This is a genomic window from Caldimonas mangrovi (assembly GCF_023721835.1).
Lineage (GTDB): Bacteria > Pseudomonadota > Gammaproteobacteria > Burkholderiales > Burkholderiaceae_C > Caldimonas > Caldimonas mangrovi.
Genome location: NZ_JAMKFE010000014.1, coordinates 116,273 through 139,835 on the forward strand (window position 1 = coordinate 116,273; position 23,563 = coordinate 139,835).

The 23,563-nt window shown below is 69.4% G+C and carries 24 protein-coding genes; 16 read left to right on the forward strand and 8 right to left on the reverse strand.

What is annotated here, in order from left to right; all coding sequences use genetic code 11:
- Positions 1–123: 123 nt before the first annotated feature.
- Positions 124–585, reverse strand: coding sequence for a glycine-rich domain-containing protein (locus M8A51_RS20195; protein WP_251780337.1), 462 nt, complete (start codon positions 583–585; stop codon positions 124–126).
- A gap of 352 nt (positions 586–937) precedes the next feature.
- Between M8A51_RS20195 and M8A51_RS20200 the strand changes: the two genes are divergently transcribed.
- Positions 938–2,008, forward strand: coding sequence for an AbrB family transcriptional regulator (locus M8A51_RS20200; protein ID WP_251780338.1), 1,071 nt, complete (start codon positions 938–940; stop codon positions 2,006–2,008).
- A 5-nt stretch (positions 2,009–2,013) separates the two neighbouring features.
- On the opposite strand, the gene M8A51_RS20205 is transcribed toward M8A51_RS20200, so the two are convergent.
- Together M8A51_RS20205 and M8A51_RS20210 are read right to left on the reverse strand one after the other, a co-directional pair.
- Positions 2,014–2,613, reverse strand: coding sequence for an MOSC domain-containing protein (locus M8A51_RS20205; protein WP_251780339.1), 600 nt, complete (start codon positions 2,611–2,613; stop codon positions 2,014–2,016).
- Positions 2,610–3,434, reverse strand: coding sequence for a substrate-binding domain-containing protein (locus M8A51_RS20210; protein ID WP_251780340.1), 825 nt, complete (start codon positions 3,432–3,434; stop codon positions 2,610–2,612). Before M8A51_RS20210 ends, M8A51_RS20205 begins: the two co-directional genes overlap by 4 nt.
- Before the next feature lie 122 nt (positions 3,435–3,556).
- Between M8A51_RS20210 and M8A51_RS20215 the strand changes: the two genes are divergently transcribed.
- The 3 genes from M8A51_RS20215 to M8A51_RS20225 all read left to right on the forward strand — a co-directional run bounded on the left by M8A51_RS20215 (position 3,557) and on the right by M8A51_RS20225 (position 8,219).
- Positions 3,557–4,030, forward strand: a complete 474-nt coding sequence (locus M8A51_RS20215; protein WP_251780341.1) for an anthrone oxygenase family protein — start codon at positions 3,557–3,559, stop codon at positions 4,028–4,030.
- Positions 4,031–4,366: 336 nt separating this feature from the next.
- Positions 4,367–6,226 (forward strand): phosphoenolpyruvate carboxykinase (GTP), encoded by a 1,860-nt coding sequence (locus M8A51_RS20220; RefSeq protein WP_251780342.1) that lies wholly within the window; start codon positions 4,367–4,369, stop codon positions 6,224–6,226.
- A 184-nt stretch (positions 6,227–6,410) separates the two neighbouring features.
- Complete coding sequence (locus tag M8A51_RS20225; RefSeq protein WP_251780343.1) at positions 6,411–8,219, forward strand: S8 family peptidase; 1,809 nt, start codon at positions 6,411–6,413, stop codon at positions 8,217–8,219.
- A 49-nt stretch (positions 8,220–8,268) separates the two neighbouring features.
- Here M8A51_RS20225 and M8A51_RS20230 read toward each other — a convergent pair whose 3' ends face one another.
- Both M8A51_RS20230 and M8A51_RS20235 read right to left on the reverse strand, forming a co-directional pair.
- Entirely contained in the window at positions 8,269–8,535 is a 267-nt protein-coding gene (locus tag M8A51_RS20230; protein ID WP_251780344.1) for a hypothetical protein, read from the reverse strand.
- A gap of 24 nt (positions 8,536–8,559) precedes the next feature.
- On the reverse strand, positions 8,560–8,814 hold the full coding sequence (locus M8A51_RS20235; protein WP_251780345.1) for a hypothetical protein: 255 nt from the start codon (positions 8,812–8,814) through the stop codon (positions 8,560–8,562).
- A 109-nt stretch (positions 8,815–8,923) separates the two neighbouring features.
- Here M8A51_RS20235 and M8A51_RS20240 point away from each other — a divergent pair, with 109 nt between their 5' ends.
- The gene (locus M8A51_RS20240) at positions 8,924–9,880 is read left to right on the forward strand and encodes a LysR family transcriptional regulator (RefSeq protein ID WP_251780346.1); all 957 of its coding nucleotides are present in this window, start codon (positions 8,924–8,926) and stop codon (positions 9,878–9,880) included.
- A 30-nt stretch (positions 9,881–9,910) separates the two neighbouring features.
- Here the strand turns inward: M8A51_RS20240 and M8A51_RS20245 are convergent, their stop codons facing one another.
- Positions 9,911–10,564 carry a LysE/ArgO family amino acid transporter gene (locus tag M8A51_RS20245; protein WP_251780347.1) on the reverse strand — a complete coding sequence of 218 codons (654 nt, stop codon included), beginning with the start codon at positions 10,562–10,564 and terminating at the stop codon, positions 9,911–9,913.
- A 72-nt stretch (positions 10,565–10,636) separates the two neighbouring features.
- Between M8A51_RS20245 and M8A51_RS20250 the strand changes: the two genes are divergently transcribed.
- The 5 genes from M8A51_RS20250 to M8A51_RS20270 all read left to right on the forward strand — a co-directional run bounded on the left by M8A51_RS20250 (position 10,637) and on the right by M8A51_RS20270 (position 15,487).
- On the forward strand, positions 10,637–11,563 hold the full coding sequence (locus tag M8A51_RS20250) for a LysR family transcriptional regulator ArgP (protein ID WP_251780348.1): 927 nt from the start codon (positions 10,637–10,639) through the stop codon (positions 11,561–11,563).
- 70 nt (positions 11,564–11,633) lie between these two features.
- A complete protein-coding gene (locus tag M8A51_RS20255; protein ID WP_251780349.1) occupies positions 11,634–12,548 on the forward strand; it encodes a DMT family transporter in 915 nt (304 codons plus the stop codon).
- Positions 12,549–12,704: 156 nt separating this feature from the next.
- Complete coding sequence (locus M8A51_RS20260; RefSeq protein ID WP_251780350.1) at positions 12,705–14,285, forward strand: alkaline phosphatase D family protein; 1,581 nt, start codon at positions 12,705–12,707, stop codon at positions 14,283–14,285.
- 163 nt (positions 14,286–14,448) lie between these two features.
- Positions 14,449–14,649 carry a hypothetical protein gene (locus tag M8A51_RS20265; RefSeq protein WP_251780351.1) on the forward strand — a complete coding sequence of 67 codons (201 nt, stop codon included), beginning with the start codon at positions 14,449–14,451 and terminating at the stop codon, positions 14,647–14,649.
- A 226-nt stretch (positions 14,650–14,875) separates the two neighbouring features.
- Entirely contained in the window at positions 14,876–15,487 is a 612-nt protein-coding gene (locus M8A51_RS20270; RefSeq protein ID WP_251780352.1) for a TetR/AcrR family transcriptional regulator, read from the forward strand.
- 50 nt (positions 15,488–15,537) lie between these two features.
- On the opposite strand, the gene M8A51_RS20275 is transcribed toward M8A51_RS20270, so the two are convergent.
- Positions 15,538–15,960 (reverse strand): universal stress protein, encoded by a 423-nt coding sequence (locus M8A51_RS20275; protein ID WP_251780353.1) that lies wholly within the window; start codon positions 15,958–15,960, stop codon positions 15,538–15,540.
- A gap of 777 nt (positions 15,961–16,737) precedes the next feature.
- On the opposite strand from M8A51_RS20275, the gene M8A51_RS20280 reads away from it, so the two are divergent.
- The 3 genes from M8A51_RS20280 to M8A51_RS20290 are packed head-to-tail and all read left to right on the forward strand — an operon-like array spanning position 16,738 to position 19,890.
- The gene (locus M8A51_RS20280) at positions 16,738–17,487 is read left to right on the forward strand and encodes a tryptophan 2,3-dioxygenase family protein (RefSeq protein WP_251780354.1); all 750 of its coding nucleotides are present in this window, start codon (positions 16,738–16,740) and stop codon (positions 17,485–17,487) included.
- Positions 17,488–17,489: 2 nt separating this feature from the next.
- Positions 17,490–18,731 carry an aminotransferase class V-fold PLP-dependent enzyme gene (locus M8A51_RS20285; protein ID WP_251780355.1) on the forward strand — a complete coding sequence of 414 codons (1,242 nt, stop codon included), beginning with the start codon at positions 17,490–17,492 and terminating at the stop codon, positions 18,729–18,731.
- Positions 18,679–19,890, forward strand: coding sequence for a tryptophan 2,3-dioxygenase (locus tag M8A51_RS20290; protein ID WP_251780356.1), 1,212 nt, complete (start codon positions 18,679–18,681; stop codon positions 19,888–19,890). The genes M8A51_RS20285 and M8A51_RS20290 overlap by 53 nt, the downstream gene beginning before the upstream one ends.
- A gap of 9 nt (positions 19,891–19,899) precedes the next feature.
- Here M8A51_RS20290 and M8A51_RS20295 read toward each other — a convergent pair whose 3' ends face one another.
- Positions 19,900–20,841 carry a LysR family transcriptional regulator gene (locus M8A51_RS20295; RefSeq protein WP_251780357.1) on the reverse strand — a complete coding sequence of 314 codons (942 nt, stop codon included), beginning with the start codon at positions 20,839–20,841 and terminating at the stop codon, positions 19,900–19,902.
- 128 nt (positions 20,842–20,969) lie between these two features.
- Between M8A51_RS20295 and M8A51_RS20300 the strand changes: the two genes are divergently transcribed.
- The 3 genes from M8A51_RS20300 to M8A51_RS20310 all read left to right on the forward strand — a co-directional run bounded on the left by M8A51_RS20300 (position 20,970) and on the right by M8A51_RS20310 (position 23,551).
- On the forward strand, positions 20,970–22,487 hold the full coding sequence (locus M8A51_RS20300) for a CoA-acylating methylmalonate-semialdehyde dehydrogenase (protein ID WP_251780358.1): 1,518 nt from the start codon (positions 20,970–20,972) through the stop codon (positions 22,485–22,487).
- A 378-nt stretch (positions 22,488–22,865) separates the two neighbouring features.
- On the forward strand, positions 22,866–23,168 hold the full coding sequence (locus M8A51_RS20305; protein ID WP_251780359.1) for a hypothetical protein: 303 nt from the start codon (positions 22,866–22,868) through the stop codon (positions 23,166–23,168).
- Positions 23,169–23,188: 20 nt separating this feature from the next.
- A complete protein-coding gene (locus tag M8A51_RS20310; RefSeq protein ID WP_251780360.1) occupies positions 23,189–23,551 on the forward strand; it encodes a TrbC/VirB2 family protein in 363 nt (120 codons plus the stop codon).
- Positions 23,552–23,563: the final 12 nt, after the last annotated feature.

Consider the following 23,563-nt stretch of genomic DNA (forward strand, 5'->3'; position numbering starts at 1 on the left):
CACATGATGAAGCACAAGGCCTCGGAAATGAAGGCTGCAGTTTCCGGCAGTTGCGGCGAGCCGCCAGATGGGCTCAGCGACGCTTGCGAATCGCGCCACGCTCGGCTCGCCGGACTGTCACGCTCAGTAGCAGTAGCCCGTCTTGACGGCAGGTGCCGCGCCCGCCTCGCCGCTGGCCGCCGCTTCGAGCGGCTCACCGAACTCGCGCTCGTAGAGCTCGCGCATTACCCATTCCGCGGTGTCGTGCTGCTCTTCGGTATAGCCGGCATCGCCGAGCGTCGGGTTGTGGTGCATGAAGCCACCGAACACCGCCTGGCAATCCTCGGCGTACTTGCGGGTGTCGAGGATGTGGGCGTGCCAGAAGACGTCGACGTCTTCGGTCGGCGACATCTGCACGCCGGGGTACTTCGCCCGCAGCGTCAGGTAGCGGCGATACCCCAGCTCGGCGCGCTCGGCACGCTCGGCGGACCAGCGGTAGTCGCCCTTCTCGTGCATGAGGCGGCGCTTGATCGAATCCAGGTCGAGTGTGTCGATGGCATCGAACACCCGGCTCAGGGAGGACTTCTTCTGAAGTTGCAGTTCCATGATGTTTGGCTCCTGAGAGGGTAGGGATCGCGGGGCCCGGAGTGGGACCAGTCGAGAGAGGACCCGCACTCAAACTTTGTTCCAGTCGCAAGCCGCTGTCGGTAACAGAGGGTGTCCTGCCTCACGGGAAATGGGCCGATGTCCGGCATGCGTCCAGTTTTCACAGCAAACTCCGGGCCCGCCAGCCCCTGGAAACGGGTGCTGCAGGCTCATGGCATGCGGCCCAGACCGGAAGTGATCCCACGCATCCTGCGATCCGGCGCGAAAGCCGACTGACAGTCGCCGCTGCTAGCATCGGTCCGCGCCTCTTGAAAACCCGGGGTACCGACCCCGTATTGCCCTGCCCGTCGTGTTGTTTTCCTCCTCCCGGTTGCGCCTGACGCGCGTCGCCGCGACGCTGGCCCTCGCCACGGCCGCCGCCTGGTTGTTCCAGGTCCTGGGTACCCCGCTGCCGTGGATGATCGGCCCGCTGCTCGCCACCGCCGCCGGCATGATGGCCGGTGCTCCACTGGCCGCCGCCGCACCGCTGCGCAACGCAGGTCAATGGGCCATCGGTACCGCGCTGGGCCTGTACTTCACGCCGCAGGTGGTCGGCACGGTCGCCAGCCACTGGGTCGCCATCGCCGTCGGCATCGCGTGGGCGCTGGCCATCGGCAGCGCCTTCGGCCTCTTCCTCGCGCGCAGCAACCGGCACATTCCCGGGCTGGACCGGGCGACCACCTATTTCGCCAGCGCTGTCGGTGGAGCTTCCGAGATGGCGGTGCTGGCGGAGCGGCATGGGGGCCGCATCGACCTCGTCGCGTCGGCCCATAGCGTGCGCATCCTGCTGGTCGTGTTGATCATTCCATTCGGCTTCCAGTTCACCGGCATTCATGGACTGGACCCCTTCGTGCCGGGTCCCCGCCACGTCGACACGGGCGGCCTGCTGGTGCTGGTCGCGCTGACGGCGGCAGCTTCGCTGCTGCTGCAGCGTCTGGACAAGCCCAACCCGTGGGTGCTGGGCTCGCTCGCGGCGGCTGCGACGCTGACGGCCAGCGGCATCGAGCTGTCGGCACTGCCGCAGTGGATGACCAACCTCGGGCAGCTGTTCATCGGCGTCGCGCTCGGCTCGCGTTTCACGCCAGCCTTCCTGCACACCGCGCCGCGCTGGTTGTTCACGGTGGCGGCCGGAACAGTGGCGATGATCGCTGCCAGCGGCGCATTCGCGCTGCTGCTCGCCCAGTGGACCGACGTGCACCCGGCGACCTTGATGCTCGGCACCTCGCCCGGCGGCATCGCGGAAATGTGCATCACGGCCAAGGCCCTGCAGCTGGGCGTGCCCATCGTCACCGCCTTCCACGTCACGCGCATGGCGGCGGTGGTGCTGCTGGCGGGGCCTCTGTTTCGCTGGTCGCAGCGGCGAGCCGGCGCGGCGACGTCCTGAGCCGACTACCGGCGTATGCGCGCCTGGAACAGCTCGCGGATGGACACCTCTCGCGGCCCCGGGATCAGCTCGCAGGCTTCGCCCGCCTCGATGCGGCCCGGCTCGCGCACCGCCAGGTAGAAGCCGCAGTAGCCCGACTGGACCATCAGCTTGCTGGCGTGCCTGAAACCCATGGCGGCATCGAACTTGAAACACGGCTGACGCGGCGCACTGACGGCCAGCGCGCAGTGCGCAAAGCGCAGCACGTCGCCGACCCACACCTGCGACTCCAGCAGGCCCAGCAGCGTCAGGTTCTCGCCGAAACTGCCCGGCGGCAGCGACGCGGCCGGGTCGGCCGCCCAGGGCTGGGCCTTGGCCTGGGCCCGCACGGTGGCCCAGAACGCATAGTGCTCGTGGGGGTAGCCGTAGACCGCCTTCTCGAGCCCGCCGTGGACGCTCAGGTCGGCCTGCTCGTCGCCCGCCAGCCCCAACGCGCGCACCTGAACCGGCCCGGCGACCGGCTGCTTGCCGTAGCCGGTCGCCACCTGGCGCCCGTGGATCTCGACCTCGCGCACCCGGCCGGCATTGACGGCCACCACACGCGGTGTCACGCCGGTACCGCTCATGCGGCGCGCGACCGGAACCCGCCCGGAGCGCGGTTGACCGCGCGGCGCCCGGTCGGGCCGGTCAGCCAGTTGAGGAACAGCTTGGCCGCCGGGTGGTTGCTGCGGAACGACCGCATTGCGTGATAGGAGTCCGCCAGGCGCGGGTCGCCTTGCACCAGCACGCCCAGCGGTCCGCGCTGGCGCGAGGCCGACCAGGTGCCACGATCGACCAGCACGTAGGCCCCCTGCGCAGCCGCCTGCGCCAGCGCTTCTCCCATGCCGCCGCCCGACTTCAGGAACCACCCACCCTGCGGCACGACCCCGGCCGCCTTGAACAGCGCCGCCTCTTTCAGCTGTGCGCCGGAACGGTCGACCGAAGAGACGTAGCGGGCCCGACCCTGCGCACCGGCCGACGCGATGAGCGCCAATGCGGCGGCGGCGTCGGCAGAGCCGGCAAGGCCCAGCGCATCCTTGCCCCGGTCCTTGCCCTGGGACACCACCGGGCCGGCGAGGACGAAGTCGTTGGCCGCGACCAACCGCCTGTCGTGCAGCAACCCCTGCTGCACGAGCCCCGCTTCGATCTCGGGCGCGTGCGTGAGGGCGACGTCCAGCTCGCCCCGCTCCAGCAGATCGAGCAGCTTGCCGCTCGCCCCGGGGACGACCTCGATCGCCAAGCCGGTGTCGCGGGCCAACGCTCGCTGGATGTGGCGCGCAAAGCCGCTGTCGAACAAGGCCGTCGCCACGCCGACGAGCAGCAGCTCCTTCTGGGGGCGCCGTTGTTGAGCCGCCGACGGCGCGGTGCCGGCGGCGAGAAGCGAGGCGAGGAAAAAACGGCGAAGCACGGCTTGAAGGTCGGCAGGCAGGCCAAGACGGCGTCGCCATCTTACCGACGACGCCGCCGACCGCTGGACCGGTACGCGTCTTGCCGCACGAACCGCAGCGCAACCGAGAAATAGGCCGCAAGATGCTGCTGATCTGGCTCCGCATGGCCGCGATGCTGCTGACGGTCCTGGGCCTCGGCGCCTCGTTGGCGCACTTGTACGAACTGCCAGCCAAACTGTCGATCGACGGCGCGCTGTGGCTCACCCTGCTGCAGCAGTTGTACCCGCCGCTGTTCGGCCCGTTGGCCGGCACGGCGGAAGGCGCGTCGGTCGCCGCTGCGCTGCTGCTGTGCCTGCTGCTGCGCCGCCGGCCAGCCGCACTGCGCTGGACCGCCGCGGCGGCGCTGTGTCTGGTGGCCGCCCACGCGGTGTTCTGGCTGCTGGTGGCGCCGGTGAACACCGCCTTGCTGCCGCTCACTCCACCCACCCTGCCGCCCGACTGGGAGGCCCTGCGCATGCAATGGGAGCTGTCCCACGCTGCGCGAGCGGCGTTGCAGCTCGCCGGCCTGCTGCTGCTCTGGTGGTCGGTGCTGCGCGAAACCCTGGCGCAATCCTGAGGCGACGTGCGGCCGGGAGGCCGGCTGTCGGCGCATGCAGTCATTCCCGATACGCATAACCCGCAGGACCACGGAGGTTACCTCGCGATTACACTGACCGGTGGCTGTCCCTTCCGGCGCCCGGCTCCTGCCCATCCGGCTCCGGAGCCCCGCCCCGCCTGCGCACGACGCTTGCTTATCCGGGTCCATGGCAGCCCGGCACCCCCAGTCGCTGGGGTAACCCGCCGTAACTCGCTCACTGGCGCGGCATCCGGAAAGCCGCGTGCTGCTCGGTGCGCCCACGACCCCTGCAGTCGGCTTTCCGAATTCCGTGTTTTCAATGTTTGGAGAGTTCTGATGAACCAGCCTGTCATGCAGGGGCTGCAGCTGAATGCGCCCATCTACGTGAAAAACGCCAAGTTGCTGGCCTGGGTCGCCGAGATCGCGGCCTTGACGCAACCCGAACGCATCCACTGGTGCGACGGCAGCCAGGAAGAATACGACCGGCTGTGCCAGCAGCTCGTCGAAGCCGGCACCTTCCGCAGGCTCAACGAAGCCAAGCGTCCGAACAGCTACCTCGCCTGGAGCGACCCGAGCGATGTCGCCCGCGTGGAGGACCGCACCTTCATCTGCACCGAGCACAAGGAAGACGCCGGCCCGACCAACAACTGGATGGCGCCCGCCGAGATGCGCGCGACGCTGCAAACGGGCGAAAACGCACTGTTCAAGGGCGCGATGCGTGGGCGCACGATGTATGTGGTGCCGTTCTCGATGGGCCCGCTGGGTTCGCCGATCGCGCACGTCGGCGTCGAGTTGTCCGACAGCCCCTACGTCGCCGTCAACATGCGCATCATGACCCGCATGGGGCGCGCCGTGTACGACGTGCTGGGCGTCGAGGGTGAATTCGTGCCCTGCGTGCACACGGTCGGCGCACCGCTGCAACCGGGCGAAAACGATGTCGCCTGGCCCTGCAACAAGACCAAGTACATCGTCCATTACCCCTCGACCCGCGAGATCTGGAGCTACGGCTCCGGCTACGGCGGCAACGCGCTGCTGGGCAAGAAGTGCTTCGCGCTGCGCATCGCCTCGACCATGGGCCGCGACCAGGGCTGGCTGGCCGAGCACATGCTGATCCTCGGCGTCAGCTCGCCCGAGGGCAAGAAGTACCACGTCGCCGCGGCTTTCCCCAGCGCCTGCGGCAAGACCAACTTCGCGATGCTGATCCCGCCGGCCGGCTTCGAAGGCTGGAAGGTCACCACCATCGGCGACGACATCGCCTGGATCAAGCCCGGCCGCGACGGTCGCCTGTATGCGATCAACCCCGAAGCGGGCTATTTCGGCGTCGCCCCGGGCACCAACACGCTGACCAACCCGAACTGCATGGCCTCGCTGGACCGTGATGTCATCTTCACGAACGTCGCACTGACCGACGACGGCGACGTCTGGTGGGAAGGCCTGAGCGAGGCGCCGGCCCATTGCATCGACTGGCAGGGCCAGGACTGGACGCCCGCGACCGCGAAGGAAACCGGCCGCAAGGCCGCCCACCCGAACGCCCGCTTCACGGTGGCCGCCGCCAACAACCCGGCACTCGACGATGCCTGGGACGATCCCAAGGGCGTCGCGATCGACGCTTTCATCTTCGGTGGCCGCCGTTCCACCACGGTACCGCTCGTGACCGAGGCCCGCAACTGGACCGAAGGCGTCTACATGGCCGCCACGATGGGCTCGGAAACCACCGCCGCCGCCGCTGGTCAGCAGGGCGTGGTGCGCCGCGACCCGTTCGCGATGCTGCCCTTCATGGGCTACCACATGGCCGACTACTTCCAGCACTGGCTCGAGCTCGGCAAGAAGCTCGACGCCAGCGGCGCGAAGCTGCCCAAGATCTATTGCGTCAACTGGTTCCGCAAGGGCGACGACGGCAAGTTCGTCTGGCCCGGCTACGGCGAGAACATGCGTGTGCTGAAGTGGATGCTCGACCGGGTGGAAGGCCGCGGCGCAGGCAGCGAGCACATCTTCGGCGTCTCGCCGCGCTACGAAGACCTCGAGTGGAGCGGCCTCGACTTCAGCCAGCACAAGTACCAGGCCGTCACCAGCGTCGACCCCGCCGCTTGGCAGCAGGAGCTGCGTCTGCACGACGACCTGTTCCGCCAGCTCGGCACGCGAGTGCCGCAAGCGCTGCAGGAGGTCAAGCGCCTGTTCGAAGCCCGCGTGGGCTGAACACCGGCCGCACCGGAAAAGGCACCTTCGGGTGCCTTTTTCACGCCCGCGGCAGGCGTGCCGTGGAAGGACTTCACTTGTCAGCAGCTGTGTCCGCCCGTTGTGAGCATTTACTCCACCCGATAGCATCCCTGCACCCAGGAGCCGACTCAACGCTCCGGGACACTCCGTGGAGGGACGCCCGATGTCTGCAGGCTTTTACCCCGGCGCGCTGTTGCGCGCGGCCGCCCTGACCCTGGCCGTGACCGGCGGCGCCACCCAAGCCGGCGGCGACCCGGCCCCTCTGCCGCCCGGCAGGAGCACCGCGGTGCCACCCGCCGGTGCTGAAGGACGGCCGACCGACCAACTGATTGTCAAATACCGCGACGACACCGCGGCCCTGCCCAGCCGCGCGCTGTCCGCAACGCTGCCTCGCACCGCGGCGACCCTGGCACGGCTGGCGGTGCAGGTGCAGGACCGCCGGCCGCTGGGCACGCGAGCGCAGGTACTGAAACTCAGCCGTGCGCTCCCGCTCGCCGAAGCGGCACGGCTGGCCCGCGACCTGGCCGCCGACGACGCCAGCATCGACTACGCCGAACCCGACCGTCTGCTGACCCGCCAGGCGGTGCCGACCGATCCGCGCTACGGCGAGCAGTGGCATTACTTCGAGCCGACCGGGGGCATCAATGCGCCGGCCGCGTGGGATCGCGCCACCGGCGCCGGTGTGGTCGTCGCGGTGCTCGACACCGGCGTGCGGCCGCACGCGGATTTGCTGCCCAACTTGTTGCCCGGGTACGACTTCATCGCGACCGGCTTCGTCGCCAACGACGGTGACGGGCGTGACGCCGATGCGAGCGACCCTGGCGACGCAGTCCAGGCAGGCGAGTGCGGCGGCGGCCAGCCGGTGGTCGATGAACCGAGCAGCTGGCATGGCACCCACGTTGCCGGCACCGTGGCCGCCGCCGCAGACGGCCGGGGTGTCGTCGGCGTGGCTCATGGCGCGAAGCTGTTGCCGGTGCGCGTGCTCGGCCGCTGCGGGGGCTACACCTCGGACATCGCCGAAGCGATCGTCTGGGCGGCGGGCGGCAGTGTGGCCGGGGTGCCGGCCAACCCGCGTCCGGCGCGCGTCATCAACCTCTCGCTGGGCGGGCCGGGCGGCTGCGCCCAGACCACGCAAGCAGCGATCGACCAGGCACGCAGCCGGGGGGCTGTCGTCGTCGTCGCCGCGGGCAATTCCGCACAGGACGCCGCGCAGTTCTCGCCGGCCAGCTGCCGAGGGGTTGTCACCGTCGCCGCCACGACGCGCGAGGGCGGCCGCGCGTACTACTCCAACCACGGCGCCACGGTGGAACTGTCGGCTCCGGGTGGGGAGGCCTATGCCATCGAGGCAGACGGCGTGCTGTCCACGCTGAACACCGGCCACGACGCGCCGGCCGCCGACGGCTACGCTTACTACCAGGGCACGTCGATGGCCGCGCCGCATGTCTCCGGCGTCGCGGCACTGGTGCTCGAACGCGCGCCCGGGCTTGCGCCGGACGCGGTCGGCGAGCTGCTGGCCGGTACGGCGCGTGCTTTTCCGGCTGCCTGCGACGGCTGCGGCCGCGGCATCGTCGATGCGGCGGCCGCGGTGACGGCCGCCGCAGGTGGCGGCGACACCGGACTCGCCGAGATAGAGCCGAACGACCGGCGCATCGAGGCGCAAGTGGTCGCCGCGTCCGGCACAACCGTCGACGGCAGCATGAGCCGCCGGCGTGACCGCGACGTCTATGCGGTGTCGGTCGCTGCCGGACGCACGCTGGCCGTCGCGCTCACACCCACCGCCGACGCCGACTACGATCTGTTCGTGTACGGCAGCGACGGGCGCCTGATCGGGCGCAGCCTGCGTGCCGCCGGCGAGGTCGACACCGTCACGCTGCCTCAGCTGAAGCCGGGCAGCTACTACGCCGAGGTGCGTTATTACAGCGGCGGCACCGGCGCGCAGGCCGGGCGTTACACGCTGCAGCTCATGTTCTAAAACAAAAAACCCGCCGGATCACGGCGGGTTTTCTGACCTGGTGCGGGTTTCAGCGCTCGTCGGCATCGAACCGGCAGGCCGCGGCGCGCAGGTCGGCGGCGAAGCTCGGCTGCGTGTGTTCGTACTGGCGCGCCATGTTCAACACGGCTTCGATCGACTCGTAGCGGGTCGGCTCCCGGTCGAACACGCGGGCGATGCGCTCGCCCAGGCTGCGCGCGCCGATGTAGGCTTGGGCGGCCAGTTGGCCCAGGGGCCGGGCACCGCGCGGAGCGATCTCGCGAGCGGCGACGTGCAGTTCCACAGTGGTAGCAGTCATGTCTATCTCCTAGGCGAGGTCGGTTCAGCGGGCAAAAGCGGCCGCAAGGTAGGCCCGCGCAGCGCGGCGAAGCTCAGCCGCCTCGCGCGGCTGAGTGGCCTGATAACGATTGGCGAGGCTGTTCAGCTCATGCGCGACACGCGTGGCGTGCGGACGGCCGGTGTAGAACAGCGCCGAGACGAATTTGATGGCGCCTGCAAACACGGCGCCGAGGAAAGCGGCGCCACGCGGGGCAACGTCGCGGGTGGCGACTTGCACTTCAACGGTGGTGGCGTTCATGGTGGGTCCTTGTGGGTCTACGATGGAACGAAGTATGGGGTAAACCCTAGATATGTCGCCAATGAATTGTGTGAATCATTGACATTCACATATCGTATAACGTCTCGCCATGAGCTTTCGTACCCTGGACCTGAACCTGCTGCGCGTCTTCGACCAGGTGATGGCCGAGCAGAACCTGACCCGCGCCGCGGAGCGGCTGGCGATGACGCAGCCCGCCGTGAGCAACGCGCTGAAGCGATTGCGCGAGGCACTGGGCGACGATCTGGTGGTGCGCACCGCGTTCGGCGTCAAGCCGACTCCGCGCGCCGAAGCGTTGTGGCCCGACGTCCGTTCCGCACTGGCACGGTTGCGCGAGGCGATCGACCCGACCGTCTTCGACCCCGAGACCAGCGAGGCGAGTTTCCGTCTCGCGATGGCCGACGCCACGGCCGCAACGCTGATGCCGCCGCTGGTCGCGGACATCGAGCAGCAGCGGGCACTGGTCAATGTGCGCGTGCTGCCGCTCACCACACGCGACCCGCGCATGCTGCTGGAACACGGCGAAGTCGACTTCGCGATCGGCTACTTTCCCGACGCGGTGGCCGCGTTGTCGTCGCAGGGGGTCAACGCCACACTGCATCACGAGCGGCTGTGGGACGACGAATACGTCTGCGTCATGCGCAAGGGCCATCCGCTGGCCGAGGGCGAGCTGACGCTCGACGCGTTCTGCACCGCGCACCACCTGCTCGTCAGCTTTTCGGGCCGCGCGCACGGCTTCGTCGACCAGGCGCTCGCGGCCCTGAACCGCACGCGCCGCATCGTGCTGACCGTCAACCAGTTTTTCACCGCCGGACGGGTGGTCACCCATTCCGACCTGCTGACCGTGCTGCCGCGCCAGTTCGTGCCGGCCACCGGCATGGCGCGGGAGCTGGCGATTCAGCCGCTGCCGCTGGCGCTGCAGGGCGTGCACGTCGAGGTGTTGTGGCACCAGCGGCACGACCGCGATCCCGCACATCGGTGGATGCGGGAGCACGTCTTCGCGGCGGCGGCGCGGCGGCCGCAGACCTTGCTGGCGAGCGCGAGTTGACGTCTCGGCGGCACGCGCCGTGCCGCTTTCTCAGAGTTGGAACGGCCGCAGCGCGAGTTGCACCGCCATCCACAACATGACGCCGGAAATGGCGGCATCGATGGCACGCCACACCGCCGGCTGGTGCAGCCAGCGAGAGGCGACCGCCGCACCGAAACCCAGCACCGAGAACCACAGCGCCGAGGCCAGTCCCGCTCCGCCGACGAAGGCCACGCGCGCCTCGCCGACATGCTGAGCGCCGAGCGTGCCCATCAGCACGACCGTGTCGAGATAGACATGCGGGTTCAGATAGGTCATGGCCAGCGTCGCGGCCAGCGTCGGCCCCAGCTGTTGCACCGAGCCGGCGGCCGCCAACGCCTCGGCCGGCCCTGTCCAGGCGCGCCACGCCGAACGCACGCCGTAGAGCAGCAGGAAGGCCGCACCTGCATAGCGGCAGACCTCTAGCCACACTGGCGAGCGCGCAATCACCGCGCCGAGCCCGAACACGCCGAGCGCCGTCAACAGCCAATCGGAGACAGTGCACAGCGCCACCACCGGCCACACGTGCCTGCGCGCCAGCCCCTGGCGCAGCACCAGGGCGTTCTGAGCGCCGATCGCGACGATCAGGCCGGCCATCGTCAACAAGCCTTGCATGCCGGCAGCGCCGACGACTTGCGGATTGGAGATCGCTTCGCTGGGAATCATCCGGCGATTCTGCTGCGGGCACCGAGTCGATGAAGCTGCATGAATATTTTTCGTCTAACATTAGTGTCACTAATGCAAAGCATCGACCCCGCTACGCTTGAATGCCTGGCTGCCCTGGTGGACGAAGGCAGCTTCGAACGCGCCGCCGCGCGCCTGTCCATCACGCAGTCGGCCGTGTCGCAGCGGCTGCGCGCGCTGGAAGCTTCCGTCGGGCAACCCGTGGTCGTGCGCGCGCGCCCGCTGCGGCTCACCGAGCCGGGCAAGGTGCTGCTGCGCTTCGCGCGCCAGTGGCAGGCGCTGCGCGCCGATGCGGAACGCGAACTCGAAACTGCCGCGCGGCCCGATGAGCGGCTGCCGATCGCCGTGAACGCAGACAGCCTGGCAACCTGGGTGCTGCCGGCGCTCGACCCGCTGGTGCAGGAAGGCGTGTCGCTCGAACTCATCGTCGACGACCAGGACTTCACGCACGAATGGCTGCGCCAAGGCGCGGTGCTCGGGTGCGTCACGACCGTCGGGCAGGCGCTGCGCGGCTGCCGGGTCGCGCCGCTGGGCGTGATGCCGTACATCGCGGTGGCCAGCCCGCGCTTCATCGAACACGAACTGCCGCGCGGGTTGCACCGCGGCAATTTCGCACAGACACCGTTCCTCGTCTTCAACCGCAAGGACGACATGCAGAACCGGTGGGTCTCGCGTGCGTTCGACTTGCGGGCGCCGCGCCTGCGCGAGCGCTTCGTGCCGTCGTCCGAGGCTTACGTGCACGCCGCCCGCATGGGCTGGGGTGTCGGCGTGGTGCCGGTCGTGCAGGTGCAGCCCTGGCTGGACAGCGGCGAGCTGGTCCCCGTCCTTGCCGACGTGAGCCTGCCGGTCGCGCTGTACTGGCATCGCTGGAAACTGGGCGACGACCAACGGCCAGGCGATCTGATCGGCCGCATCGGTGACGCGCTTGTCGAAGGCGCACGCGCGGTGCTGCAGCCCCTGGGCGCCGAGGCGGCCGCATGAGCACCACCCGGCCGCGCGGAGATGCGGACGCCCTCCCCGAGAAACAGGCGCTCAGCGCCCGGGGTGCGCGATGAGCACCGAAGCGCGGCGGCTCTCCGCGGGCATTGCTGCCGGCCTGGCCGCGGGTGCGTTGTGGGGGCTGGTCTTCGTGCTGCCGCGGCTGGTCACCGGCTACAGCAGCGTCGAGGTGACGCTGGGACGCTACGCCGCTTATGCGGTGGTTTCCGTCACGGCAATGGCCTGGGCCTGGCAGCGCACCCGGCCCCACCTGCGGCCGACGGTGCTCGGCGCGGCGCTGCTGCTCGGCTGGCTCGGCAACAGCGTGTACTACCTGCTGGTGGTCTTTGCCGTGCGCTGGGCCGGCACCGCGCTCACCGGCTTGATCATCGGCACGATCCCGTTGTGGCTGCTGCTGATCGGTCGCCCGCCCGGCTTGAAGCTGGCGCGTCTGGCGCCCGGGGCGCTGTGCACTGCAGCCGGCCTGGCGCTGATGCACTGGAGCGCGACGCACGCGGGCACCGGCCCGCGGTTCTGGTGGGGCATCGGCTGCGCCGTGGCCGCGCTGGCCAGCTGGACGGCCTATGCGCTGTTGAACGCGAGCTGGATGAAACGCCATCCTTCGCTGCCCAACGGTGTCTGGACCAACCTGCTGGGGCTGGCGACGCTGCTCGGGCTGCTGCCGCTGCTGGGGCTGGTGGAGTCGCCGTCGCCGGCCGCGGCCGAACGCGAGGCGCAATGGAGCCTGTTCCTCGGCGTGTCGCTCGCGATGGGCCTGGGGGCGTCGTGGGTGGCCACGTGGCTGTGGAACCTCGCCAGCCAGCGCCTGCCGACCTCGCTCGCCGGGCAGTTGATCGTCAGCGAGACGCTGTTCGCGCTGGCCTACGGCTATGCCTACGAGCAACGCTGGCCGCTGGCGCTGGAATGGGTGGCCGGGGCACTGTTCACGTCGGGCATCGTCTGGGCGATCCGCCACCACCGCAGCTAGACGGCGCCCCCTCGCGTCGTCGTGCCAGAACCTGCCGTTGGGCATTCTCGATCGCGCCGTGGACTCGATCGTCGAAATCCGCACAACACCGGCTGGCGGCTTGAACTTTGCGTCGGCCAGGCGCGTCAGAATGGCTCGCCTGACACCCGACGCCTCATGTACCGACGCCATGCCCTGACCCTGCTGAGCCGCAGCGCCGCCGCGATTGCGCTCGGCAGCCTGTTCAGTGCTTCCAGCGGGCCGCAGGCGCGCGTGCCGGCTTTCGAGAAACCGCGTTTCGGCACCTACCCGTTCACGCTCGGGGTCGCCAGCGGCATGCCCCGGCCGCAATCGGTGGTGCTGTGGACGCGGCTGGCGCCGCAACCATATGAACCCGGCGGCGGCCTGCCGGAATTGCCGATGCCGGTGCGCTGGGAGCTGGCCGACGACGAGCATTTCGGCCGCCTGGTGCAAAGCGGCGAGGTCGCGGCGCACCCGGCTCATGCGCACAGCGTGCACGTCGAGGTGGGCGGCCTCGCCAGCGGGCGCAGCTACTTCTACCGCTTCATCAGCGGCGACGCCGTCAGCCCGATCGGCCGCACGCGCACCGCCCCGGCCGAGGACGCGCCGGTGCAGCGGCTGCGGCTGGCGCTGGCCTCGTGCCAGCACTACGAACAAGGCCACTACGCGGCCCATCGCGAGATCGCCGCACGGGATCTCGACTTCGTGCTCTTCGTCGGCGACTACATCTACGAATCGAGCAACCCCGACTACATCGTTCGGCCGCATGAAAGCGGCCCGCCATACCGGCTGCAGATGTTCCGCCGCCGGCACGCGACCTACAAGCTCGATCCGCATCTGCGCGCGGCCCATGCGGCCCATCCCTGGCTACTGACCTGGGACGACCACGAGGTCGAGAACGACTATGCCGAGGCCTACTCGTGGTTCGATCACGACGCGCAGTCCTTCCTGCGCCGGCGCGCGGCCGCCTACAAGGCTTATTTCGAGCACATGCCGATCTCGCCGTCGATGGCCCCCAAGGGCCCGTCGATGCGCATCCATGACCGCTATGTCTGGGGCCAGCTGGCCGAGCTGTGGACGCTGGACGCGCGTCAGTACCGCAGCGTGCAGGCCTGCGGCGCCGACGCCCAACTGGCCGGCGGGCGCCTGCTGCACAGCTGTGCAGCGCTCGATGACGACACCCGCAGCATGTTCGGCGCCGAACAGGAGCGCTGGCTGGCCGACGGCCTGGCAGGCAGTGTGCGGAGCTGGAAGCTGCTGGGCCAGTCCACGCAGATCAGTCCCTGGGGCGTCGACACCCCGTTGGGGCGCAGTGTCTACAGCGACAGCTGGGACGGTTATCCGCGCGCTCGCAACCGGTTGCTGAGCGGCATCGCCGAGGCCGGTGTGAAGGACGTGCTCGCGCTCGGCGGCGACGTGCACCGGCATGTCGCGGCGCAGCTGCGGCTGCGGCCGAACGACCCGCGCTCGCCCGTCGTCGCGAGCGAATTCGTGACCAGCTCGGTGACCACCCGCGGCCTGCCGGAAACGGTGATGAGCGTGATCCGGTATTCCAACCCGGACCTGGCCCACGCGCGCAGCGACGAGCGCGGCTATGCGCTGATCGAGCTGCGTCCGCAGGCGGCCCGTTGCGAGTTCCGCGCCACGGTGTCCCCGGCGGCCCAGGATGCGCGTCTGCACGCGCAGGCCGTGTTCGGTGTGGAGCGCGGGCGCGCCGGCGTACAGCGCGACACCTGACACGTCGACACACTCCATGACGCGCTGGCGCCACAGTCCCCCACGAACTAGGGGTGAATAAGGGGGCCTTGCCCCCCCATCTCGGGATATCGAAAAAAGGGCGAGCGGCGCACACTGATTTGCACCGCCTCACTCCACCGCCCTTGCTGAAAAGAGGTCCATCATGGGCAGCTTCGCACTCCCGACCTGGATGCAGTCGTTCATGCATCCCGACGCTCCCGCTGCCGAACTCGACCCTGCCGACCTGGGCACGGTGCTCGGCCTCGAGATCAGTCTGATGCCCGAGGTGTCGAGCCCTGCGCCGCGCCACAAGAAGCCGGTCGCCGAGAGCGCCACCGACTTCGGCGACTTCTCGCACGACTGAACGAAGCACGCCGGCGGAGCGCCGCAGGGCGACTCCGTGCCGGCGAAGCGCCTGCATGCCTTGCAGCAAGGCAACCGCGGCCTGCCGGCCGCGTTCTCCGGGCCGCTGCCGCCTCGCGGCCCTTCCCGTCGGCACCTGTCATCGCACCCGTCGACGATGAAGTCTCGGCAGCGACCGGCGCGTCGCAACAAGAACCGCATCGTTCTTGCCGCATAGAATCCCGCGCATGGCCCGCCTTTCATTCAGGGAACAGGTGCTTCGCGCCCGGGAAGACGCGATCCTCGTGTCGGTGAACCGGCTGCTGGCGGAGAAAAGCTTCGATCTGATGACGGTGGACGAGGTCGCCGCCGACGTCGGCATCGCAAAAGCCAGCCTGTACAAGCACTTCAACTCAAAGGAAGCGCTCGCCGCCGCAGCGATGGTGCGCGTGTTGCAGCGTGCCATCGATTTCGTCGACGGGTTGCAGGCACAGGCGCCTGAAGCCGACGCGCTGGATCAGCTGCGCGCTGTGGCGCGCTGGACCATGGAGGTGCAGCTGGCGGGCGAGATGCCGTCGCTGCCGGCGCAGAACTCGACGTTGCGGCATGCGCTGGCCGATCACCGCGAGTACATGGACCGGCTGTTCGCGCTGAGCGACAAGCTCGGCGCCTGGATCGCCGCGGCCCGGGCAGCCGGCACTCTCAACGCGTCGGTGCCGGCCGAGGTGGTGCTCTATACGCTGTTCGCGCGGGCCTGCGACCCGGTGCTGGGGGTGCTGAAGGCGAGCGGGCAATACACCGACGAGCAGATCATCGAGCACCTGCTGTCGATCTGCTTCGACGGGTTGCGGGGACGGTAAGGACCACCCCCTGCGGCCTCCGGCGGCCGGCAGTCTGCCCCGGACCGCGCTCAGCGCACCAGCAGTACCGGCACCTTGCAGTGAGCGAGCACGTTGGTGGCGACCGAACCGAGCACGAGGTTGCCGAGCGACGAGTGGCCGTGCGAGCCCATCACGACCATGTCGAACTTGCCCGACGCAGCCGTCTTCGAGATCGCCTCTGCCGGGTGGCCGACCTTGAAGCTGGTCTTCGCCTTCAGGCCCTGCTTCTCGAAGAAGGTGCGCACCGGCTTGAGCACCTTCTCGGCCTCTTCGGCGTAGTACTCCTGCAACGTCTCCTTGTCGATCACGGCGGCGGCACGCGGCGGCACGGCAGGCACCGCGGTGAAGACGGTGTATTCCTGTGCCGGACCGAACAATTCGTCGTGGGCGGTCACGTAGCCGAGCATGCGCTTGGTATAGGCGCTGCCGTCCGCGGCGATGAGTATCTTCATGGAGGCTCCTTGTTGTTGGATGGATCCGGCGCATGGGGCCGCAGCCGGAGCACCGCCTTTCGGCGACGCCAGATCACGAGCGCAGCATCGCACCCGGGCCCGCAGCGTGGCTTGATCGCGCTCAAGATCATAGACACCGGCCGGGCCGGCGTGCGATGTGGACAGCCGCAGCGTACGACCATCACAGCCATCACCTTACCCGCTGACGCGATTCCCTTGTCTCGGTTACTATCGCTTGCACATTGGAGCCTGCCGGAGCGCCCCGCGGGGGGCCGTTCTCCCTCATCTGAGGGATGCCAGTCCCGAGGGCGGCGATTACAGTTCTTCCCAACTGCTGTCACACGGAATTCGGGTACTTGTATCAGCGCCGAAGACGCAAACAAGGCCCAGCCACTCCCAACGACGTCCTTCTTACCAAGGACTTCCAACAGCCCACCCGGGTCTTCCGGGTGGGCTTCTTTTTGTCGCTTCGCCACATCCGAAGCGGCGCGCCATCAGCCTCCGAAGACTCGTAGTTCCGGGCGCCAGGGCGGCCCGGGTCGGGGCTGTCCGGCAACACCACCACGCCCCGGCCCGGTACGAGCCCGCCCACGAAGACGCAGTCGTCGATACGGCGCCCGGCAGCATCGCTACGCGTCTTCGTAGCTTGTTGCCGACGCGAGCCTCGGGGAATATCCGGCACCCACCGTGATGTGAACGGCCGCTTCCTTCGATCGTCACCCTCGATCGGGCGAAGCACCGGTTGCCTCGGCCAGGACTCATTTGCCGGAGTACCCGATGAGCCTATGCCCGCATGCCGCCCCGTCGCCCGACTACACCGAGCAGATCCTCGAAGGCGCCGGCGACGACGATTACGCGCGCTACATGCGCACCGACGCCCTGCTTTCCCTGCAACGGCGGCCGGAAGACATGGTGCATCGCGACGAACTGCTGTTCCAGACGGTCCACCAGTCGACCGAGCTGTGGCTCAAGCACGCCTGCTTCGAGCTGCTGGCAGTGGACCAAGCCATGGCGGACCGGCAGGTCGAACCTGCCGTGCGCCTGCTGCGACGCGCGGTGCTGGCGGTGGAGTTGTTGACCCAGCAGCTCGAGATGCTGCGTCACCTGCCGCCCTGGGACTTCCAGACGTTGCGCACGGCCCTCGGCCACGGCTCGGGTTTCGACTCGCCGGGGTGGCGCCAGGTGCGCACGCTGACGCCCAAGCTGGGCCGCAGCTTCGACGAACTGATGGCCCACCAGCAGACCACCCTGCGCGACGTCTACACGGGAGCCCCCCATGACGGCTTGTTCCGCCTGGCGGAGTCGCTGCTCGACTGGGACGAGGCCATCGCGCTGTGGCGCACGCGGCACTACAAGCTGGCGCTGCGCGTGAACGGGCATGGCGCGGTGACGACGCAGGGGCGCACCGTCGACGTCCTTGCGAAGCTGGTGGCGTCGCGCTTCTTCCCGGCGCTGTGGGACGTGCGCAGCGAGCTGACCGCGATGGGCCCGATGGGCCACCGGCAGGCGTCGGAGGCCGGTTTGTGATCATGCCGGTGCGCGGCCGCCTGGACGCGGCCGGCTTCCGCACCTGGTTTCCCGGGCTGCGCGACAGCACCTATCTGGCGAGCTGCAGCCTGGCTGCACGCCATGCCGGGTGGGATGCGGCCTGGGCCGAGATGCTCGACGAAGTGCACCGCAGCGGCACGCCCTGGAGCGCCTACGAACACAAGGTGGATGCGGTGCGCCGGCGGGCGGCCGCATTGCTCGGCGCCCGCGCGGCCCAGATCGGCCTGATGCCGAACGCGAGCATCGGCGCCTACCAGGTGGCCTCCACGCAATCGTTCGAGGACAGGCCTCGCATCGTCAGCACGGCAGACGAGTTCCCTTCGGTGTCTCACGTGTGGCTGGCGCAGCGCAGCCGGGGCGCGCAGGTGGTGCACGTGCCGCAGCACCTCGGGGACGAAGACGAGACCCTGGCGCACTGGAGCGCAGCCATCGACGAACGTACGGCACTCGTCTCGGTGCCGCTGGTGTCGTACCGCACTGGAGCCGTGCTGCCGGTGCGGGCGATCGCGGCCCGCGCACGCCGGGTGGGAGCACGGGTGTTCGTCGATGCGTACCAGGGGGCCGGTGTCCTGCCGGTGGATGTCGCTGAACTCGGTTGCGACTACCTCGTCACGGGCACCTGCAAGTACCTGCTGGGCGTGAGCGGTTTGGCGTTTCTCTACGCCGCAGATGGCGCCGGCGGCCTCGAGCCCAGCCTCACGGGGTGGATGGGTCGTGTCTCGCCGATGTCGTTCGACCCCTGCCGGCTCGACTTTCCCGACGAGGCACGACGCTTCGAAACCGGCACGCCCGCCATGCCGGCGGTGTATGCGGCCGATGCCTCGATGGGCCTGCTGCAGGCGTGCGGGGCCGCCGAGATACGCGACCACGTGCTGCACCTGGTGCGCCGCACCGACGCGCGCCTGCGCGAAGCCGGCGAGCGGCTGGCGTTGCCGCACCCGCAGCCGGGCCCGATGGTGGCGCTGCTCGACGCGGACCCGGCCGCGCTCGCGAGCGGGCTGGCAGTGCGGGGGGTGCATGTGAGCCCGCGCGCGAATGCGGTGCGCATCTCGTTCCATTACTACAACGACGAAAGCGACGTCGATGCACTGGTGGAGGCGCTGCGCCTCTGTCGCCGGGAGGCCGGCCGAGCGGCCGCAGCACAGGGAGTCCCATCACAAGGAGTATTGCGTGACGATCGACACCCGGATCGACAGTTGGCGGGGCGGACCCTTCCCCCATGACGAGGTGCTGCAGGAGTACTGGCGGGTCGGCAAGCACTTCGTTGCGCCCTCGGTGTTGCAGGCGCTGGCGCGCGTGCGCGAACTGCTGAGAAACGACGCCGGGGTGCGCGCCCGCCAGCGCGGGCTGCTGGAGTTTCTCGACGTCGCGCTGGACAAGCACGACGGCAGCTACGACTACCGCAGCTACCTGGCGCTGCCGCTGCTGGCCGTGCCCTATGGCGACGCTTACCGCGGCCGGCCCGAGGCGGCGGCCTCCCAGCGTGATCGCCTGCTGGCGCTGCTGGTCACCGACCTGCTGGATTTCGAGCTGCGTGCGCTCGATGCGCAAGCGGTGCCGCTGCCGCAGATGCGGGCCGATCCGGCGCTGGTGGCCAAGCGCTGCCGGCTCGGGCTGCGTGCGCTGGCGCCGGCCCTCCGCAGGATGGGCCGCGTGCCTGACGTCGGCGAGCACATCGACGCCTGCGCCCGCGCGTGGGCCACCTGCAGCGCCGTGCGCGAGACGATGCGGCCCGAGGAAGCCCTGATGCTGCGCACCACGATGCTGCCGGTTTACACCTTGCACGACGAATACCTCTTCCTGCGCGTGCTGCAGTCGTTCGAAACCTGCTTTTCCTTCATCTGCACCGGCCTTGAAGCGGCGATCGCCGCCGTGCACGAGGGCATGGCCGATGACGCGTGCGCCTGCCTGGAGCAGTGCGATGCAGCGCTGCAGGAGGCGGCCCCGCTGTTTTCGATGATGGCGACGATGCGGGTCGACGCGTTCCGGGTGTTCCGGCAGTACACCGAGGGCGCCAGCGCGATCCAGTCGCGCGCCTACAAGCGGCTCGAGGCGCTGTGCTCGCGCCCGCACCCGGAGCGGCTCGATTCGCCGGGATACCGCTCGGTGCCCGAATTGCGGGCGCAGATCGGCGATGGGTGGCACAGCCTGCAGGGCGCCTGCGATGCAGCGCACCGGTCGCACCGCTTGTCGGCGGGCGACCTCGCCGCGCTGCGGCGCCGCATGGCGGCGTTCGAGGATCGCGTGCTCGCATGGCGCAAGACGCACCACGGGCTCGCGGTGCGCATGCTCGGGCCGGCCAGCGGCACCGGCTACACCGAAGGCACGCCGTATCTGCACGCGGTGATGACCGAGCGCCTGTTCGCCGCTCCGATGGCGTAGCGCCTGCCGTCAGGGCGGGAAGCCCGGCGCCAGCATCTCGCGCAGGTAGCCGACCAGCGCCTGTACTGCGCGCGGCACCACCGGGCTGTACGGGCGGATCGCGTAGATGCGCTCGCCGAAGGCGCCCACCGGGCGCCAGCCTGGCAGCACCGGCTGCAGGCGTTTCGCGCGCAGGCTCGCCTGCGCACTGAAGTCGGGCAGCACTGCGAGGCCCAGGCCGTCGAGCACGGCCTCGCGCAGCACCTCGCTGTTGTTGGCCGCGAAGCTGCCGCGCACCGGCACCGTCACACGCTGCGCCTCCGGCCGCTGGCCGCCCTCGGGCACAAAGGACCAGCTGGGCGTGTCGCCCGGGCGCAGGTAGTGCAGGCAATCGTGCTGCGCCAGCGCCTCGGGCGAGTCGGGCAGGCCGCGCCGGCGCAGGTAGGCGCGGCTGCCGACCAGCCACGAGCGGGTCTCGCACAGCACCCACGCCACGTGGGTGTCCGGCGCGGCCGCCGTGTGGCGGATCGCGAGGTCATAACCCTCCTGGGCCAGCGGCATGATGCGATCAGCGAGGTCCAGCTCGATGCGCACCTCCGGGTGGCGGCGCAGGAAGTCGCCCAGACGCGGCACGATCTGCTGCCGGCCCAACGCGACCGGCGCGGTCACGCGCACCAGGCCGCGCGGCGCGCCGGCCAGGTCCTTCACGCCGGCGAAGCTGCGCTCGATCTGCTCGAAGGCCTCACGCGTGGCGTCGACCAGTTGCTGGCCGGCTTCGGTGAGCCGCACCGAGCGTGTGGTGCGCAGCACCAGCGGCACGCCGGCCGCGCGCTCGAGTTCGGCGATGCGCTGGCTCATCGCTGCCTTCGAGACGGCCAGCCGCTGCGCCGCCGCCGTGTAGCTGCCGTGACGGGCCAGCACGCCGAGCGCGTGCAAGTGCGACCACCAGGCCTGGATCCGGGCGCCATCCATCGTCTGTCTCCAAAGTAGCGACCCTATTGTTCACCATACTGAACAATGAAGTCAGCTTTCCGGTCTTGGACGCGGCGGGTCCGACGCCTAGACTGCCCTCATCGCAGACCGACTCGAAGGAGACCGCCATGGGCGCAGCCGACCCGCACCTCGCCACCACCGTGCAACACTGGATCGACGGGCGGCTGGTGGCCGGCCGCAGCGGCCGCCAGCAGGACGTGTACAACCCGGCCACCGGTGAGGCGGCCCGCCAGGTGTCGCTGGCGTCGGCCGACGAGGTGAACGCCGCCGTGGCGGCCGCCAAGGCGGCGTTCCCGAAGTGGGCCGATACGCCGCCGATCCGGCGTGCGCGCGTCCTCAACAAGTTCCTCGAATTGCTGAACACCCACCGTGACACGCTGGCCGCCCTCATCACCAGCGAGCACGGCAAGGTGATCACCGATGCGCAGGGCGAGGTCACGCGCGGCATCGAGATCGTGGAGTTCGCCTGCGGCATCCCGCAGCTGCTGAAGGGCGACTACACCGATCAGGTCTCGACCGGCATCGACAACTGGACGCTGCGCCAGCCGCTCGGCGTGGTGGCCGGCATCACGCCGTTCAACTTCCCGTGCATGGTGCCGTGCTGGATGTTCCCGGTGGCGCTGGCGTGCGGCAACAGCTTCGTGCTGAAACCCAGCGAGCGCGACCCGTCGGCCTCGCTGTTGATGGCCGAGCTGCTGAAGCAGGCCGGCCTGCCCGACGGCGTGTTCAACGTCGTGCAAGGCGACAAGGTGGCCGTCGACACGCTGCTCGAGCACCCCGACGTGAAAGCGCTCAGCTTCGTCGGCTCGACGCCGATCGCGCACTACATCTACGAGCGCGGCGCCCATTTCGGCAAGCGGGTGCAGGCCCTCGGCGGCGCCAAGAACCACATGGTGGTGATGCCCGATGCCGACCTCGACCAGACCATCGACGCGTTGATCGGCGCCGCGTACGGCTCGGCCGGCGAGCGCTGCATGGCGATCTCGGTCGCGGTACTGGTCGGCGACGTGGCTGACAGGATCGTGCCGAAGCTCGCCGAGCGGGCGCGCGCGCTGAAGATCGGCAACGGCATGGAACCCGACGCCGAGATGGGGCCCCTCGTGACGCGCCAGGCACTCGACCGCATCTGCGGCTACATCGACGACGGCGTCAAGAGCGGCGCACAGCTGGTGGTCGACGGCCGCGGCCACAAGGTGTCAGGCCACGAGAACGGCTTCTGGCTCGGCGGCACGCTGTTCGACCATGTGACACCGGACATGCGCATCTACCGGGAAGAAATCTTCGGACCGGTGCTGGCTTGCGTGCGGGTGCCGGACTTTGCGGCGGCCGTCGAGCTGGTCAACGACCACGAGTTCGGCAATGGCGTGGCCTGCTACACGCGCGACGGCCATGTCGCGCGCGAGTTCGCACGCCGTATCCAGGTCGGCATGGTCGGCATCAACGTGCCCATCCCGGTGCCGATGGCCTGGCACGGCTTCGGCGGCTGGAAACGCAGCCTGTTCGGCGACATGCACGCCTACGGCGAAGAGGGCGTGCGCTTCTACACCAAGCAGAAGTCGGTGATGCAGCGCTGGCCTGAAAGCACGGCCAAGGGCGCCGAGTTCGCGATGCCGACGGCGAAGTGACGCCGCGCGGCTGCCACGCGGCGCGCCGCGACTGAAGCCGGCGCGGCCCGGCTGCCCCCGTACCGCGGCCGACCGGCCTTGCCCGGCGGCCGCGGTGCCGTTTCTGCGGTTGCGCCTCCTGTACGCGCCCGTGCGGCACGCCGCCAGCCCGCCAAAGCAATGTGCGGAAACCCGCACGGGCGACGGCCCGACGCCACCGGCACTCCAGCGCCCTTGCTCCGGGAAGCCGGGCAATTCCTCAGACAAATCAAGCAGTTGCCTGCGGACCGCAGACGCGGGCCGCGGCGCGCAGGCGCTGGCATGGCTCTCGCAAATGGGCATCGGGCAGGTCCCTCGCCGACCTGCACCTCCAACCCAGTACCGCACGGAGCTTGAGCAGTGGACGACCGGAACGACCAAAGCCTGCGCGAGGTCAAGATCTTCTCGCGCGAGAACACGATCTGGGGCATCCCCAGCAAGCAGTTCGTGGGCGCCGCGGTGTTTTCGGTCGCGATGCTCACGCAGATCCCCATCCTGTTCGCGTTGCCGATCGCCGGACTGCTGTTCGGCGTGCTGTTCACCATCTACAACGACGACCCGCGGGCGCTGGTGGCGTGGCAGCGTTCGTTCGGCCGGCCGGTACGGTGGTCGGTCTGTCCGCGCGAGCCCCGTCGTGTGACCCTGCTTCCCTTCAAAGAGTGACTTCACAGGAGCCCCAACCCATGAGCACAAAGTCCATCCTCACCGATGTCGTCCACGCCGCACGCTCCGCACGGTCCCGTGCCGGCGTCTGGTCTCTGGCACTGGCCGCCAGCGTGCTGTCTCCCGCCGCCCATGCGCAGGCAACGACGGCCAACTTCACGGCACTGCGCAACTTCCTGCAGCAGTTCGCTGACTTCATGACGGGGCCGTTCGGCAAGGCGGTGGTGGTGGTCTCCATCATCGCGGCCTTCTGCACCTGGGTGTTTGCGCCGCGCGACGGCATCTTCGGGCCCGTACTGCGCGTGGTGGTCGCGGGCATCGCCATCATGAACGCGGCACTCTGGGTCGGCCAGCTGGGCGGCGGCGGCGGCATCGCGCTCTGATCGATCGAAAGT